Genomic DNA, 16,065 nt, shown 5'->3' with positions numbered 1-16,065 from the left:
ATTATCTTCAGGAAATTGTTTATTTTTCGTATAGACGGTAGTATTTCAGAGATAATCAGTAACTAATACTAACAATTGTTTACATAACTGTACAGTCTTTTTATTGTACTTTTATGGCGAATATCAACACCTTGAATCTAATGTATCTTCATAAGATAGATGTTCTTAATTATTGATAAAAGGACTAGAAAAGATAAAAGATAAAGGTTAAGAAGATGGATATAGAAAAGTTGAAGTACATACTGGAGCGTGGATTGTAACATTGATATATTGAATTCTTGGCCGCTATGAGCATTAGCGTTATAGGTAGGTGGATTGAATAATGAGAAGCGGTATGGTTTATGAAAGATAAAGAGAACAACTTGGTAAAGATATAGAAGGTACCGCTGTATATGTCTAGCGGTATCTAAGATTTGACTTTGATCTTCCCCTTTTGTCAGTCCCATTAGATGCTTCTCTTGCAGAACTTGAGCATGATCTCGCAATTGTTCAAGCTCAGCATTTAATCTGGTTAACTTGATTTTTAGCGGCGTTACATAAATATGAATCAGAAAATAGTATACGATTAGCAAAAAATACTTTTGCTTTAAAATAAGATTATTGACCGTTATAAATGGCTAAAAACCAATTATCACCTGAGATATTATGGACAGAGTAGCAGTCAAAAACACTGCCAAATGACAGTGCCTAATTACGAGTTAAATATTAATTTACATCAATTTCATACTGATATATAATTATGAATATAAGGCTCTAGCCCTTTAATTACAGTACATGTAGAATCAGGTCATTTGAAGGCAGTTGGTCGACCTACCTTGACATGGTAGAGGTCGTTGGTTCGAATCCGATTACGCCTACCAGATTCGAAAAACCCCAATCTTAAGATTGGGGCTTTTTTTTCCGTGAAATATGGGCTGTAGAGAAAAAGGAAACTATACGCCGATGCAAATTATCTCTTTTCTCACTTTCAGCAAACATCATCAAAGAACGTGTGTGCCCAAACTGTGTCCGCTCTTTATTTTGCCTTTCTTTCAGGGTAGCACTTTCGGCGTCTACCCTAAATTATCTAAAACACTCTCAATATTTATTTACTTCTCTTTATCTAGCGAGTCGTTAGGTACATAAGTAAATAAATCACCTACTTCAATATCTAGTGCCTCACAAATTTTATCAATTAGATCTTAGACACTACAACTTACTAATTTCTGTTATTCTTTATTTATACTTATATTTTTAAAAGTAAACCATGCCATAAATATATTCTGAGTTATTACTATGTTTAACTTCGATATTAGTCTAAATGTTCTGGTGTATCATGCCTTTCAATTAGGTATTGCTTTCATATTGTCACTACCGATCGCGCTTAACCGTGAACTTGAAGATAATGGTGCAGGTTTAAGAACCTTTCCTCTAGTGACCATTGCTTCGTGTGCTTTTATGCTAGTAGGCATGGATATTTATCAAGACGCCGATGCTGAGGCTAGAATTATGTATGGCATCATCACTGGAATGGGTTTTATCGGCGGTGGCGCTATCTTTAAAAATGAAAGTGGCGCAAAGGGCACTGCTACTGCGGCTGGATTGTGGAATACAGCCGCCATTGGGATATCGGTGGCTTATAGTCGCTATGAGATTGCCATTATATTATCAATAGTTGGTTTTTTAATTCTACAATTCTCAAAACCTTTTAAACCAAAATCTTAACGTTGCCATTCTTAGTCATTAGAATAGAGAATCAAACCGCCATTTTAATAAGAACTTCATACTTACTTTGCTTTGGACAAAGTTGTTAGTGGTTGAGCTCCTTTGAACCTTAGCAAGCGTAAAGCATTGAGAGTCACTAGTACCGTTGCACCAGTGTCCGCTATCACAGCAATCCATAGTCCGGTAATACCTAGTAAAGTAGTGATTAGAAACACGGCCTTTAGTCCTAGAGCAAAAATTACATTTTGATGTATGTTGGCCATGGTTGCACGCGATAAGGCAATGAGGTGAGCAACGTCTGTAACACGACTTTTTAATAATGCGATGTCGGCCGTTTCGATAGCAACATCCGTACCACCACCCATAGCAATACCTACGTCTGCTGTTGCTAACGCTGGCGCATCGTTAATACCATCACCAATCATCGCTATCTTGCTATTATCCTTCATCTCATTGAGCAAACGTAGCTTATCTTCGGGCAACAGCTCAGCTTGCCATTCTATCTCTAAATAACTAGCAAGCGCCTGAGCGGTCAGATGGTTGTCACCCGTGAGCATCACAGAGCGCACACCCATCGCTTTGAGCTGAGCCACGCCTTCTTGAGCATCATCTCGCAACTCATCTCGTAATGCTATCAATCCAAGCACTTCACTACTTTGCTCATCATACAAAACTGAGACAGTCTTGCCTTCCTTTTGCAATACTTCAATGTCTGCCTGTTGGTCCATTGACAGCAAGCTTTTTTCAGTTGCATAGACTGGTGATCCAATGGCTAAAGGGCGATCAGCTACCGTTGCATGTACTGCTTTTCCCGCAGTAACATAAGCTTTGGAAGCCACTGGTATGGATGTCTGGGCAGCTTTAGCATGATCGATAATAGCTTTTGCAAGTGGATGGCTAGAGGCGGATTCAACGCTGGCAAACAGCGCTAGTATCTCATTATGACCTTCAGACCCTATGCTTTCTTGTACTGATAGCTTCTGTGTAAAGGCAATCACGTTGGTCACCTGTGGCTTACCTTCAGTCAACGTACCTGTCTTATCAAAAGCCACGACATTTACGTGACCCATGGTTTCTAAAGCGCTGCCCCCTTTGATAAGTAAGCCTCGGCGTGTACCGACAGCCAATCCTGATGCAATGGCAGCCGGAGTAGATAGTACAAGCGCGCAAGGACAGGCGATTAGCAACAGTGCAAAACCACGATATAGCCAAGTCGACCATTCACCTCCCATCGCTAGCGGCGGAACAATAATAACCAGTGCGGCAATCGCCATCACCGCTGGGGTATAATAACGACTGAATTTTTCAATAAAACGAGCCGTAGGGGCTTTAGAGGCTTGCGCCTGCTCTACCAGATTGATAATGCGTGCGATAGTGTTGTCAGCAGCTGTCTTTTGTACACGGATTTGCAGCGCCCCATCCATATTGATTGATCCTGCAAATACTGCATCGCCCATGTCTTTAGCAACGGGTATGGATTCGCCAGTAACAGGTGAGTCATCAAGACTAGAGCTACCTTGAACAATGACACCATCAGCAGATACTTTATCGCCAGGACGTACCAATACCAGATCATCGATCTGCAACGAAGCTGCAGGAACGTCATGCTGTCCGCCTTGTGCATCAAGTAAAATCGCAGTCTTTGGAACCAATGATGCCAATGCTCTGATACCAGCACGGGCACGATCTGCTGCCACACCTTCTAACAATTCACCGACGGAGAACAAAAAGACAACCGCCGCCGCCTCTTCAGCTTCACCAATGATAAGTGCACCAATTGCCGCGATAGACATCAGCATTTCAATAGAAAACGGGGTGCCTGTCATTGCCAAGGTCATAGACTTTCGGGCAAAAGGGAAAACACCCACAATGACGGCAATAGCAAATGCCCACATGCCATAATCAGGGAAAAGTAATGCCAACGCGTAGGCGACACTCATCAAGACGCCGAGACCAACCACTTGCTTACCTTTTCTGGTTTGCCACCAACGCTGTTGCTGCGTATTTAATAGATTATCACTAATGCTGTCTGCTGCGTTTGCTTGATCAGTAGTGGCAGATATGCCAAAACCCAGACGCTTGATGGTCTTTTCAATATCGTTGCACTGAGTATCTGAATCAGGGGCAAGCGATAGCTCTAACTTTTCAGTCGCAAAATTAAGCTGTATGTCAGAGACACCAGGTATACGTGCTAATGCAGCTTCAATCTTTCTGACGCAACTGGCACAGTCCATACCTTCAATACGATATTGCATAATAAACTGCCTCATTATAAGAATTCATTTGATAACGCTATTTTGAACCCTCTAGTGGCTTCAGAGTCAAGGCCGTTTATATACAGTTGTATAAACTTGATTTCCTTAGGGTTAAACCTTATAGTTACTTTAATGTTTTCAATTTTGAAATGACTTTGGAATAACTTCAAGAGAACTGTGAGATAATTATGCTAATAAAAATCGGAGAGCTTGCTAAGCGTACAGGTGCTACAGTAGAGACCATTCGCTATTATGAAAAAGAAAAGCTATTACCAGAGCCTGCGCGTAGTGAAGGGAATTATCGCTTATATCGCGAAAGTCATATCGAGCGTCTACAGTTCGTTCTGCACTGTCGTACACTAGATATGACATTGGATGAAGTACGGACTTTACTTAAGTACTGGGAAGAACCTAGCAGAGATTGCGCTGATGTCGATACCTTGTTGGATGAACATATCCGCGCTGTAGAAACACGTATAGAAGAGCTAAAACAGTTAAAAAAACACTTAAGTGTTTTGCGGCAGAAGTGCGTCAGTAGCGCACCAGCGAAGTCATGTGGCATATTGAATGCACTTGCTGATCATTCTTGTCATGAAAATTCGCCATATGGCTCACATTAAATACTATTCGAATAGATGCAAATAATTAATGCTTATTCATCGCTATAGATAACGCCTATGCTGCTTGTTAATTACTGTGCCACCATTTCACTTGATTCTATTTAAGCGCATTCTAATGACTTGGTTAAACGGATTCTAACGATTTGGCCTCTTCGAAAAAGGCAAACCATAAACGCCTACCCTCCTCATTAATACGCCGCACCGTCTCAAAATACTTTTGCCGTGCTTCTTCATCTACTAAGGGAGCAGGAAGTAAGGGGTCAAAAACAACACTGCGGATACCTGCATCTCCAAGCATGAATATTTCTCGAAGCGCTACATGGGAGGGCAATTCGTCCAAATCACTTAGCCAGTCGGTGAGCTGCTGCGACTTTTCCTTATAATGCTTTTCAAGATGCATGTCTGACCAAAGCGCTCGTGCTTTTTTCTGCCTAACCTCATCAAATTCATTGGCTTTAAAAACTGCAGCTTCCTCTTCTAAGCCCAAGTCCAATAGACGCTGACGGACGACATCAACACCGCCTAGTAAATTATTGGGACGCAGATAAAGCCCTTTATCAAGTTCACGAAACCCCAATAATGATAAAGCACGAGCACGGGCACGCAGCACTTTACGATCACTGCGAGGTAATCCACCGGTCGCTACCGCTATCCATGAACCATCGGATTTTATCGTTCTTTTATCTGCTGTTTGCCATAAGGCCACATCGGCGCCCAATTTTTGAGCTTTCGGTCCGAGTTTGTAGGTGGCAGGACCAATCGACTCAGCAAGATCCGCTTGGATCAAACGAGCCAGCGTCACACGTATACTATTTTCTGTCATACCAAAAATAGAGCCTGCCAGCACTGCTTCGGAAGCACTAAGTGTGTTTGCCTCTGCCACCATAAGTAAGCGTAAAAGCAATAAACGAGGCGTTGGTTTGTTCATATTACACCTATTGACGTAATTATTTTTTATATGTAATACTAATCGTGTAAGTTACTAAACTACTGAAACTTAGGAAATGACATTCAAAATCAGGGAAGATAATCATCATGTCAATTGTAAATCAATTTAAGACCCATGAGGTGCAGAATCAACCTTTTGCCTTAGCCAATTATAATGCATGGGAAGCAGATACAGCGCTCAAAGAAGCTGTCGCAAGAGAAGGTGCTGCTTGGGCAGCAAGTCACTTAAAAGAGTTTGGGGCACTGACTGGTGGAAATCTGATCACTAGCGGATTCCTAGCCAATGAAAACAAGCCTAAATTGCGCAACTTTGATAGCTATGGTCGGCGTATAGATGAAGTAGAGTTTCATCCGGCTTACCATGATTTGATGCGTGCAGGAATGAAGTACGGCATGAGCAATTTTGCTTGGCGCAATGAAGAGCGTGATAGTGTCCACGTGGCTCGAGCGGCCGTCATGTATCTCGGCTCACAGCCTGAAGCTGGGTTTGGTTGCCCTATGTCTATGAGCTATGCCGCTATCCCTGCCCTACGTCATTCGCCTTTACTGGCTGAAAAATGGCTGCCAAAGCTATTATCCGAGCACTATGATCCGCGCAGCTTGCCCATGGAAGAAAAACTAGGCTGTACGATGGGCATGGGCATGACAGAAAAACAAGGTGGGTCAGACTTACGCCGCAATACGACTCGAGCCACACGACAAGAAGATGGCTCTTATGAAATCATTGGACATAAATGGTTTTTCTCAGCGCCAATGTGCGATGCTCATCTCGTCTTGGCTCAATCTGACAGTGGTCCTAGTTGCTTTTTAGTACCACGCTTTCGGCCTGATGGCACACGCAATGCCGTACAAGTCCAACGCTTAAAAGACAAATTAGGAGATTGGGCAAACGCTTCCTCAGAGGTCGAGTTTCAAGGCGCATTCGGTGAGCTAGTAGGCACTGAAGGTCGCGGTATTCCTACCATTATTGAGATGGTCGCCCTAACCCGACTTGACTGTATGATTGGCTCCTCAGCTCAAATGCGTCAAGCGATCGTTCAAGCGATTCATCACACCAGTCAGCGTGAAGCCTTTGGTAAGTTATTAGTCAACCAACCTATTATGCGTAATGTGTTGGCAGACTTAGCCTTAGAGTCAGAAGCGGCTTTGGCCCTAACAATGAGGATTGCGCGCGCTGTTGATAGGATAGAAACAAACCCTCATGAAGCTGCACTTGCTCGTATCGCGACAGCAATTGGAAAGTATTGGATATGCAAACGCGCCCCCATTTTTATCAATGAGGCACAAGAATGTTTGGGCGGTAATGGCTATGTCGAAGAGACTATTATGCCGCGTTTGTACAGGCAAGCGCCGCTAAACTCAATCTGGGAAGGCAGCGGCAATGTGCAGTGTCTAGATGTGCTACGTGCCTTAAAAAAGGAGCCAGAAACTCAGCGAGCTTTATTTAAGGAACTGCAGCAGGCAGCAGGGAAAAATGCTGACTATGATAAAGAATTACACCTGCTGATAGAGCGATTTGAGGACACTCAAACCTTGGAGTTCCGTAGTCGCTATGTGATTGAGCGCCTAGCACTGATGCTACAGGCTTCGATACTACTGCAGACTGAACATATGGAGATCGCTCAGGCATTCTGTCGTTCTAGGATTGGGAATGAGCATGGGCTGGCCTTTGGTACACTAAGTCCTGATGCTCCCGTGGATTTATTGATCGAACGGGCGGCTGGCGCGACCAAAGCGGTTCTCTAAATATATTTGTATGTGTTAAATAGTCCTCTGCTACTGATTGGTGTCGCAGCAGAGGCTTTTGCCCTTAACGTCAGTCACTTTCTTCTCAGCCATAACTGGCTAAATAACAGTCACATGACATCCTAAAAAAAGGCGCTTCTGAATTACAGAAACGCCTTACCGAATCGTCGTTCAAATATCAAATCGCTTAAAGTATTTCATCGTTTCGCAGAGTGAGAACCTCATAGCCGTCAGAAGTAACCGCAATGGTATGCTCCCACTGAGCAGATAGCTTTTTGTCATTGGTGATGACGGTCCAACCATCTTTTTTGACTTTAACTTTGGCTTTACCTTGATTGACCATTGGTTCAATGGTAAATGTCATACCTTCTTGTAGGACTAGACCTTTTCCTTGATGTCCGTAATGTAGAACTTGCGGTCCCTCATGCATTTCGCGTCCAATACCGTGACCGCAATACTCTCGCACTACTGAATAGCCGTGCTGCTCAGCGTAACTTTGGATGGCATGGCCAACATCACCCAGCGTTGCTCCAGGTTTCACCACTCGTATTCCTTCCCACATAGCTTCATAGGTCTGATCAACCAAGCGTTTTGCAAATGGCAACACCTCACCTATCAAATACATTTTGCTAGAATCAGCGATAAAACCTCCTTGTTCTAGGGTAATATCCACATTCACAATATCACCCGATTTGAGTATTTGCTGCTCTGAAGGAATGCCATGACAGACCACGTTATTCACTGAGGTATTCAATGCATATTGGTAACCATACTGACCCTTACTAGCTGGACGTGCACCTAACTGATCGGCAATATAGTGCTCAGCAAGGTTATTGATGTCCATCGTAGAAGTACCAACTGTAATTTTCTCATCGAGATAATCAAAGACAGAGGCTAGAAGTCGCCCAGACTCGCGCATGATTTCCAATTCTGCTGCATTTTTAAGTATGACCTTATCCATCTATAAGGTTCCTTACATTGACATCAGCTTGTCTCATTTGCTCATTGATAATTTGGTTGTAAGACATATTGGGGTTGGCTTCAGCAAGCATGCCTATCTTCATCCAATATTCAGCTTGTGCGTTGATGGAGCGCACCATGACGGCACTTGCTTTACGAATATCTTCATGCAGTTCATCATCAATTTTAACAATACCCATAAAAACACCTTAATATACGAAACGTATATGAATCGTATATCTATTTTTGTATGGTTGCAAGAAATTATGTATCGCTTGAGCTCAGTTTCCTTATATCGAAATTATTTGAATTAAACTATAGCTTGATACTGATAGCAAAAAACCACCTATCAAGGTGGTTTTTTGCGACTGATTTTTTGTTCAAATGTGGTGTAGCCAGCTTTTAGAAAGTTCTATTTAGAAAATCATATGAGCACACACCGCAATGATTGGTAACGAGATAATGGTTCTCAATAGAAAAATGACTAATAACTGAAAAAAGCTCACTGGGATTTTTGTCCCTAAAATCAATCCGCCGACTTCTGACATATAGATCAATTGAGACACTGACAAGCAAGCGATGACAAATCGAGTTAGTTCTGACTCGATTGAAGAACCGATAATAGCCGGCAAAAACATATCGGCAAAACCTACCATAATCGTTTTTGACATTTCTGCAGCAAAAGGTATGTTCAATAACTCTAAGAATGGAATAAACGGCATACCTAAATAATCAAATACAGGTGTTTCTTCTGCAACGATTAACCCCATAGTGCCGATTGCCATAACGACAGGCAATATCCCAATCCACATATCCAAAATATTCTTTAGACCATCTCTTAAGAAAGTAAGAAAACTTGGACTCTTATCTGCTTTTTGGACAGCTTTATGTAAACTGTGGGTGAATAACGTTTTTCCTTCAGGAATGGTTTCATGATCTCTATCACTGTTTTCGATAGTATAAGTATCTTCAATTCTAGATAAAGGTAACAACCTTGGGACTATTAAAGCACAAACAATCCCGCATAAAGCAACGACCCCAATCATATTGATAAAGTAGCTCTCAAGCTTAACCTGAGAGATGACAACCAAACAGAATGTAATCGATACTGCTGAAAAGCTTGTAGCGATAATTGCCGCTTCTTTTTTGGTATAGAACCCACCTTCCAATTGTTTATCGGTTAATAAGACACCGATAGTGCCATCACCCAACCATGACGTTAGACAATCTACAGATGACCTACCTGGCAAGCCAAATAAAGGTCTCATTACTTTGCTTAATAGAACACCGAAGAATTCTAATAAGCCAAAATCAAGCAATAATGGTAGCAGCAATCCAGCCAAGAAAAATACGATAAAAAGTATGGGCATTAATTCATATAATATTAAACCGCCAATATTGTCTGAATATATTGCCTCAAACCCAAATTTAAAATAGGTCACGACAACGAAAAACGCACCAAGCATTCTAATGATAAGCCAAGGCGTTGTAACGTTTAATAAATTATTCAAAAACGAATTATTCAGAATAAATGCAGGTTTCATGACTTTAGTATATAAAGTACAACACAAGGTAATCATGATCGAGGTGACAACCAATAGCGGCAAAAGGTCACCAATATAACCCTGTATATAATCCTTCAATACAGATATAGGAATGGTAAATCCTTCTGCATAGGTGACAAACTTACCGTCCACATAGGGAATTGGAAATACGAAAAGCATCAAACCTATAATAGATGGGATAAAGAACTTCAAAAACTGTTTGATATTGATACTGCTAACATCTCGACTTGCAGCGCTGGCTTTAATAATGTCCATATTATTTTTACTCGCAGTCCCTTTTTAACCAACCTAAAGAAGGTTTTAACAAACCCCTTTAGGCTAGATTCTGTTACTCATTTTGAATATTCAGTACTAGTAATTGCTCAAAAGTGTGTGGGTCACTTTCTCTAAAATTTTAAATATTCTGGTCGAGTCATCTTTTGAGTTGTTGTACAAAGGATTTATCTCTGCCATTTCCCAGCAGCATACTTTCTTGTTCTTAATTAACTCTATATTAAGTTGCATCGCTTGCTCGTATGACAGACCATTCATTGCAGGCGTACCGGTGCCTGGCACATATAAAGGGTCGACACTATCAACATCAAACGAAACATAGATATGATCGCAATATTCTAGTTTTTTGAAGATTTCCTCTACGGTAGAACTGATGCCTTTTTGGGTTATCTCAGCCACGCTATATAAAGGGATTTTATGTCTTCTAATTAAATCCATCTCTTCTTCTTGATAATCTCTAACCGCACAAAACACCACATTTTCTGGCTTAATTGATGGCTCGCTTGATGCCATAAACTTTAACTTTTCCCAATACTCTTTTTCTTTTTCAGAAAGCTCGTTACGCTGACATTCCAAATTATCAATGGCACAAGCCAACGCCAAAGGCATGCCATGCATATTTCCTGATCCACTGGTATATGGTGAATGAAAATCAGCGTGAGCATCTATATAAACCACGCCGATTTCCGCATCAGGGTGCGCCATTTTTAGGCCGTGCATGGTGCCTGCACAGCTAGAATGATCACCTGCAATAACAATCGGAAATTGATTCTCATTTCTTATATCTTTGATTTTATGCGCTAATTTAGAAATAACAGGCTCAATTACATCGGCGTATTTTGCATGCTTAAATGGCGACTCTTCTTCATGTATATATTCATTTTTTATACTATCAAGTTGCAATTTTTCATAGTAGTCTGCATTCATCTCTTTTGATGACGCGCGCAATGCATCGATTCCTAGTGACGCGCCTTTTTTATGCCCTGCGACATCTGAATAAACTTCTACTATTCGCACGTTTTTCATTAAATCATTCATTATTTTGTCTCTATTAAATAAAACAATTTTTTCATCATTTGAGTCCAAATCTGGCATTGAACTCCTATTTTTCTATATTCAAATGACTTATGATGCGGCCATCGCTTCATCCGTCTCTAGGCTACGATCTTTGCTATGAGCTTTGACTACCGAATAGAGGTTTTTAGGGTCTTGTTGCTGAGGAATCAAGTCAAGCAGCTCATATGCATCCTGCTTTTTGATCAAATCACGCAAAAATACCAAAGCCGTAAAGTCTTCTGAGGCAAAACCAACACCATCAAATACAACCAAGTTATCTTCGTTGGTGCGTACTGCTTTTTCACCATTTACGATGCGGTGAAACTCTGTCACAGGGAAATCTTGAGAAAGCTGTTGAATATCGCCTTCAATACGGGTTTGTGGTTCAAACTCTACAATGACATGATCGGCTCTTAACAAGATGTTGGCATCTAGCTCTGTTTTGCCAGGGCAGTCACCGCCGATGGCATTGATATAAACGCCTTTTTTGACCATATCATCACGCAGAATGGTGGCGTTTTTCTTATCTGCGGTACAGGTAGTGATGATATCTGCACCTTCAACTGCTTCTTCTACCGTTTTGCAAATAGTAATCTCTAGACCTGTATCGGCAAGGTTGCGCGCTACTTTTTCAGATGCGGCTGGGTCGACATCGTATAGACGTACTTTTGAGATACCCACGACTGCCTTCATACCCATTGCTTGGAACTCACCCTGAGCACCATTACCGATAAGCGCTAAAGTCTGGGCGTTTTTGGGCGCACAATGTTTGGCAACCAATGCAGAAGTCGCTGCTGTGCGTAAGGCCGTTAAAATACACATTTCTGTCAATAAAATCGGATAACCTGTATCGACATCAGACAACAAGCCAAAAGCGGCTACCGTCTGCAAATCGCGCTTGGTGTTGATCGGATGACCATTGACATATTTGCACGCAAACATTTCACCATCGCTGACAGGCATCAACTCTATGACGCCGTCTTTGGAATGAGAAGCAAAACGACTGGATTTTTCAAAACTATCCCAACGAGAAAAATCTTGTTCTAAAGCATCTACCAATTCTTTTATCGTCTGTTCTATACCATAATTACTAATGATTTCAGCCATCGCCTGTACGCTAACAAATGGCACACCCTGCTTCTGTGATACGATAAATTTAGACATTAATTTTGCTCCATTCCTTGAATATTATTTATTTAACCGACAATTAATATGCTACCAATTATAATTGTCAGTTAAAATGTCAATAATTTACCAAATATGGATATTTTTTTGACACATTGTTAGGTGCTACTTAGCATAATGTCAAAATCTAATAAAGGAAGCATTTTTATGGCGTATTACACTTATGACTCTTTAGATAGCGAACTGATATCTGAACTTCGACAAGATGGTCGAGCAACCATCTCAAACCTGGCTAAAAAACTTAAAGTCTCTCGTGCCACTGTCCAGAATAGATTGGATAGATTGATTCACAACGGTGCTATTTTAGGATTTACGATTCGAGTGCATGAGGCACTAGATAAAGAAACAGTCAAAGCGATGATGATGATTGAAGTAACAGGAAAATCTACTTCACAAGTGATTAGGAAACTGCGGGGTATCCCTCAATTGATTAAGCTACATACGACCAATGGGGCATGGGACTTGGTAGGAGAGATACACACGACAAGCTTGAGAGAATTTGATGAAGTGCTGCGTCAAGTCAGAGAGATTGATGGCATTTTGAATAGTGAAACAAGTGTTCTGCTGTCGAGTTTGTAATGTCATTAAACTCACAATCGCATAAGCGATGCTGTTTATCTGATAGATATTGACTTAGAGTGTTGTAATTAAGCCGCCTGAAGGTAAACGTAAAAAGAATATATTGGCGCTTTATAAGCTAGATTTTTTAATTTTTATTTGACTGGTACAATAAAACTAAAGAACGTATCTTTTACTACGTTCTTTAGTATGAGAACACGATGGTATCTTTAACTCAGACGATATTTTATCTTAAGACAAGAAATCTACTAATGGCTTACTATTTATTAAATAATATTAACTTCATAGCTGAACTTCTCCGCCATTCCATATGACTCTCTATATTCGATAGGATCACCTTCTAGACTCTTAGCAATACGGCATACCTTCACTAGGTTTTCTTGCTCATTATTATCTAAATAAGGGTCTACGTGATTGGCTACAAAAAATAAAGTCTCTACGGCAGATGAGACAAACTGACCACACTTTGTATAATAAAACGGATATAGCAAATTCTCAAAATCTTCAGGCTCTAGACTTACAAAGGCTTGATAACGACTCTTAGGTAACCAAATTTTTTCACTCAGCGAAACTTTGCCCTCAATGATACGTACACGTTCTATATAAATAAGCGCTTTATTCTTACCAATATCTAGCTTTTCATTAATCTCTTCAATACCCTCTATTACCATGACCTTTTTGACCACGCCTGTCGGTGTCGCATAGCAGGCATCTTTATCACGAAATTTGAAAAACCGTAATAATGAGCTTTCAAAATCTGGACGCTTTAGAAAGGTACCTCTGCCTTGATACTTGGTTAACACACCATCGTCGACCAGCTTTTCAACCGCTTTTCGAACGGTTCCGACTGATACTTGATACTTGTCTGCAAACTCCTGCTCAGTCGGTAAAGGTGTGTTTTCATCCCATTTACTTTCTGTCAATAAAGTCAAAATGTGCCATCGTACTTGCTCATACCGTGGTATTTTAAATTTTTCTAAATTTTTTAGCATTATTTCACCACAATTTAAGGGGTTTATGAATTGTTTTACTGTTTTTAAGCATTGTTATCATTCTAGAGATTGGAATATAACGGAGTACTCTATCTTAAGCGCTAAGAAAACCTTATATATCATTGCAATACTAACGACTGTCTGGCATTTTGTGGGCACTCTTATCTAATTCATATTACTTTTTTTGCTATTATTCCACTTATTTATACGTGCATTTCAGGCTTATACGATTCTGTAATCTAGAAAGTTGTTTGTCAATATTCTCGTAATGCTCTTTACCTATAGAAGTCGATACAGTTCTCTATAGAATTCATGTAGTTAAGCTCAAGGGACAGTAATGACTCTTTATATTCTAGCCGCAATAGTAATATGTATCATTTTTGGCTATACCACCAAGATCAATATTGGTCTATTTGCTATTGCATTTTCATACCTCATCGGCTGTTTCGGTATGGGAATGAGCGCTTATGAAATTGTTGAGCTATGGCCTCTCAAAATTTTCTTTGTTATTTTTGCTGTTACTCTCTTCTATAATTTTCCTTTAGCGAATGGCGCTTTAGAAAAACTATCGAATCATTTGATCTATAGATGCCGTCATTTTCCCGAGTTTTTACCCTTGGTTATTTTCTTTGCTGCTACGGTCGTTGCTGGCTTAGGAGCTGGTTATTACACCGTCTTAGCCACGATGGCACCTATGATTCTGTTATTGTCTAAGCGTACTAATTTGAGTCTTGTCATTGCTACTTTATCTGTTAACTATGGTGCATTGGCTGGTGCTAATTTTATCACCTCACAAAGCGGGGTTATCTTTCGAGAACTGATGCGCGGGGCCGGCGTCGCAAATGATAATACCTTTACTTATGTTTTAGGTGTCTTTGCGGTTACCTTTCTCATGCCAGTGATCGTCCTAGGTATCTATTGCTTTTTTAATGCTAAAAATAGCAAAATTGCGATTCAAACGATAGTACCAGAGCCTTTCGATAATAAGCAAAAACAATCTATTATGCTGATTTTTATTATGATGGCTATCGTGCTTATTGTACCCATCTTAAATCTCCTAATGCCTAACATAGAAGCAATTCAGTTTTTGAACGCTCGGATTGACATTGGTTTTATCGCCATTATTTTTGCCTTAATCAGTTTATTACTGAAATTAGGTCACGAAAAAACAGTAATTGCTTTAATTCCTTGGAATACACTTATTATGATTTGTGGGGTCGGCATGCTAATCGGCCTTGGCGTCGAGATCGGTGTTATTTACGAGCTAACAGAATGGCTAAGTACCAACGTTCCTATCTGGATGATACCGATTTTGGTCTTCGTTATTAGCGCAATCATGTCAATCTTTGCTAGTACACTTGGCGTAGTCGCTCCTACTCTATTTCCTATGGTGCTGCCTTTAGCCGTCGCCTCTGGACTTAACCCTCTATTGTTATTTACCTGTATTGTGGTGGGAGCACAAAGCTCATCCCTTTCTCCTTTCTCATCAGGAGGTAGTCTAATGTTAGGCGCTTCTCAAGTAGTTATAGAAAAAAACAAGCTGTTTAATGCGCTACTATTCAAAGCGGTACCCTTAGATATTGGTATTGGCATATTAGCCATTTTCATTATCCAGCTGCTGTTTTAACTAGTATGTATTCTTATGTTGAGAATGGGAACACGCTCTACCCTTAAGCAAACCCCTCCCAAAAGACAGTTTTGAAGCAGCTGTCTTTGGACTAACATATACGACCAAACTTCTTAAATGCCTAATAAAGTGCCCGTCATGGCGCTTAGTCTCATCTCACTGACTTCATCTACCGAGTTAGCTCTTCTCCTTATACACAGCAATATATCCTAGCACGTTTTCAATGTACCTCTCATAATTACCAATATCTATAAATCATTGTATTAATTAGTTTTTATCGAAATAGACATCTTGTATTCTGAAGGTTTTGCTGTCTTATCTCTTTCTTGATATTGAGACAATAAGTAATTTTGTATCAGTCATTGCGATAGTACCTTAAAATAAAATTCATGTATACATACATATGTTTCTTGTTATTTCTATAATATTCTGTTACTTTTGCAAAACGCTAAAAACTCTACTTTTATGAAGTTTAGTAGTTATTGTCAGGATGATCTGAACTTCATCTGTCATCACTTAATTATTTTGCTCAGAATTCTATTGAGCTATTCATTA

14 protein-coding genes are annotated in these 16,065 nt (G+C 40.3%); 5 read left to right on the top strand and 9 right to left on the bottom strand.

The window, feature by feature from the left end:
- Positions 1-1,088 precede the first annotated feature (1,088 nt).
- Positions 1,089-1,175 carry a helix-turn-helix domain-containing protein gene (locus B2863_RS13215; RefSeq protein WP_156410733.1) on the bottom strand — a complete coding sequence of 29 codons (87 nt, stop codon included), beginning with the start codon at positions 1,173-1,175 and terminating at the stop codon, positions 1,089-1,091.
- A 100-nt stretch (positions 1,176-1,275) separates the two neighbouring features.
- Here B2863_RS13215 and B2863_RS13210 point away from each other — a divergent pair, with 100 nt between their 5' ends.
- Positions 1,276-1,704, top strand: coding sequence for an MgtC/SapB family protein (locus tag B2863_RS13210; protein ID WP_296211399.1), 429 nt, complete (start codon positions 1,276-1,278; stop codon positions 1,702-1,704).
- Between the two features lie 62 nt (positions 1,705-1,766).
- On the opposite strand, the gene B2863_RS13205 is transcribed toward B2863_RS13210, so the two are convergent.
- Positions 1,767-3,959, bottom strand: a complete 2,193-nt coding sequence (locus tag B2863_RS13205) for a heavy metal translocating P-type ATPase (protein ID WP_296211397.1) — start codon at positions 3,957-3,959, stop codon at positions 1,767-1,769.
- 188 nt (positions 3,960-4,147) lie between these two features.
- Here B2863_RS13205 and cadR point away from each other — a divergent pair, with 188 nt between their 5' ends.
- Positions 4,148-4,579 (top strand): Cd(II)/Pb(II)-responsive transcriptional regulator, encoded by a 432-nt coding sequence (gene cadR / locus B2863_RS13200; RefSeq protein ID WP_296211395.1) that lies wholly within the window; start codon positions 4,148-4,150, stop codon positions 4,577-4,579.
- A gap of 124 nt (positions 4,580-4,703) precedes the next feature.
- Here the strand turns inward: cadR and B2863_RS13195 are convergent, their stop codons facing one another.
- Positions 4,704-5,483 carry a PaaX family transcriptional regulator gene (locus tag B2863_RS13195; protein WP_296211392.1) on the bottom strand — a complete coding sequence of 260 codons (780 nt, stop codon included), beginning with the start codon at positions 5,481-5,483 and terminating at the stop codon, positions 4,704-4,706.
- Positions 5,484-5,614: 131 nt separating this feature from the next.
- On the opposite strand from B2863_RS13195, the gene B2863_RS13190 reads away from it, so the two are divergent.
- Positions 5,615-7,273, top strand: a complete 1,659-nt coding sequence (locus B2863_RS13190; protein WP_296211391.1) for an isovaleryl-CoA dehydrogenase — start codon at positions 5,615-5,617, stop codon at positions 7,271-7,273.
- Between the two features lie 187 nt (positions 7,274-7,460).
- Here the strand turns inward: B2863_RS13190 and map are convergent, their stop codons facing one another.
- The 5 genes from map to B2863_RS13165 form a co-directional block, all read right to left on the bottom strand.
- Positions 7,461-8,234: a type I methionyl aminopeptidase gene (map, locus tag B2863_RS13185; RefSeq protein ID WP_296211389.1), complete on the bottom strand. Its 774-nt coding sequence runs from the start codon at positions 8,232-8,234 to the stop codon at positions 7,461-7,463.
- Positions 8,227-8,433, bottom strand: a complete 207-nt coding sequence (locus B2863_RS13180) for a ParD-like family protein (RefSeq protein ID WP_057761037.1) — start codon at positions 8,431-8,433, stop codon at positions 8,227-8,229. The genes map and B2863_RS13180 overlap by 8 nt, the downstream gene beginning before the upstream one ends.
- A 216-nt stretch (positions 8,434-8,649) precedes the next feature.
- The gene (locus tag B2863_RS13175) at positions 8,650-10,053 is read right to left on the bottom strand and encodes a YjiH family protein (RefSeq protein ID WP_296211387.1); all 1,404 of its coding nucleotides are present in this window, start codon (positions 10,051-10,053) and stop codon (positions 8,650-8,652) included.
- A 96-nt stretch (positions 10,054-10,149) separates the two neighbouring features.
- The gene (locus tag B2863_RS13170) at positions 10,150-11,166 is read right to left on the bottom strand and encodes an arginase (RefSeq protein ID WP_296211385.1); all 1,017 of its coding nucleotides are present in this window, start codon (positions 11,164-11,166) and stop codon (positions 10,150-10,152) included.
- Positions 11,167-11,196: 30 nt separating this feature from the next.
- A complete protein-coding gene (locus tag B2863_RS13165) occupies positions 11,197-12,291 on the bottom strand; it encodes an ornithine cyclodeaminase (RefSeq protein ID WP_296211383.1) in 1,095 nt (364 codons plus the stop codon).
- 168 nt (positions 12,292-12,459) lie between these two features.
- Between B2863_RS13165 and B2863_RS13160 the strand changes: the two genes are divergently transcribed.
- Positions 12,460-12,891, top strand: coding sequence for an Lrp/AsnC family transcriptional regulator (locus B2863_RS13160; protein WP_057761040.1), 432 nt, complete (start codon positions 12,460-12,462; stop codon positions 12,889-12,891).
- 266 nt (positions 12,892-13,157) lie between these two features.
- On the opposite strand, the gene B2863_RS13155 is transcribed toward B2863_RS13160, so the two are convergent.
- Positions 13,158-13,883, bottom strand: a complete 726-nt coding sequence (locus tag B2863_RS13155; protein WP_296211381.1) for a GntR family transcriptional regulator — start codon at positions 13,881-13,883, stop codon at positions 13,158-13,160.
- A 337-nt stretch (positions 13,884-14,220) separates the two neighbouring features.
- On the opposite strand from B2863_RS13155, the gene B2863_RS13150 reads away from it, so the two are divergent.
- Entirely contained in the window at positions 14,221-15,510 is a 1,290-nt protein-coding gene (locus B2863_RS13150) for an SLC13 family permease (RefSeq protein WP_296211379.1), read from the top strand.
- Positions 15,511-16,065: the final 555 nt, after the last annotated feature.

Source organism: Psychrobacter sp. UBA3480, assembly GCF_002377945.1.
GTDB lineage: Bacteria > Pseudomonadota > Gammaproteobacteria > Pseudomonadales > Moraxellaceae > Psychrobacter.
Note: the sequence above shows the minus strand (reverse complement) of the source record. Positions and strands in the feature narration are given on the sequence as shown.

Coding starts and splice junctions, on each gene's coding strand:
- B2863_RS13210 (WP_296211399.1), top strand. CDS start 1,276: ATGTTTAACTTCGATATTAGTCTAAATGTTCTGGTGTATCATGCCTTT.
- B2863_RS13205 (WP_296211397.1), bottom strand. CDS start 3,959: ATGCAATATCGTATTGAAGGTATGGACTGTGCCAGTTGCGTCAGAAAG.
- cadR (WP_296211395.1), top strand. CDS start 4,148: ATGCTAATAAAAATCGGAGAGCTTGCTAAGCGTACAGGTGCTACAGTA.
- B2863_RS13190 (WP_296211391.1), top strand. CDS start 5,615: ATGTCAATTGTAAATCAATTTAAGACCCATGAGGTGCAGAATCAACCT.
- map (WP_296211389.1), bottom strand. CDS start 8,234: ATGGATAAGGTCATACTTAAAAATGCAGCAGAATTGGAAATCATGCGC.
- B2863_RS13180 (WP_057761037.1), bottom strand. CDS start 8,433: ATGGGTATTGTTAAAATTGATGATGAACTGCATGAAGATATTCGTAAA.
- B2863_RS13175 (WP_296211387.1), bottom strand. CDS start 10,053: ATGGACATTATTAAAGCCAGCGCTGCAAGTCGAGATGTTAGCAGTATC.
- B2863_RS13170 (WP_296211385.1), bottom strand. CDS start 11,166: ATGCCAGATTTGGACTCAAATGATGAAAAAATTGTTTTATTTAATAGA.
- B2863_RS13165 (WP_296211383.1), bottom strand. CDS start 12,291: ATGTCTAAATTTATCGTATCACAGAAGCAGGGTGTGCCATTTGTTAGC.
- B2863_RS13160 (WP_057761040.1), top strand. CDS start 12,460: ATGGCGTATTACACTTATGACTCTTTAGATAGCGAACTGATATCTGAA.
- B2863_RS13155 (WP_296211381.1), bottom strand. CDS start 13,883: ATGCTAAAAAATTTAGAAAAATTTAAAATACCACGGTATGAGCAAGTA.
- B2863_RS13150 (WP_296211379.1), top strand. CDS start 14,221: ATGACTCTTTATATTCTAGCCGCAATAGTAATATGTATCATTTTTGGC.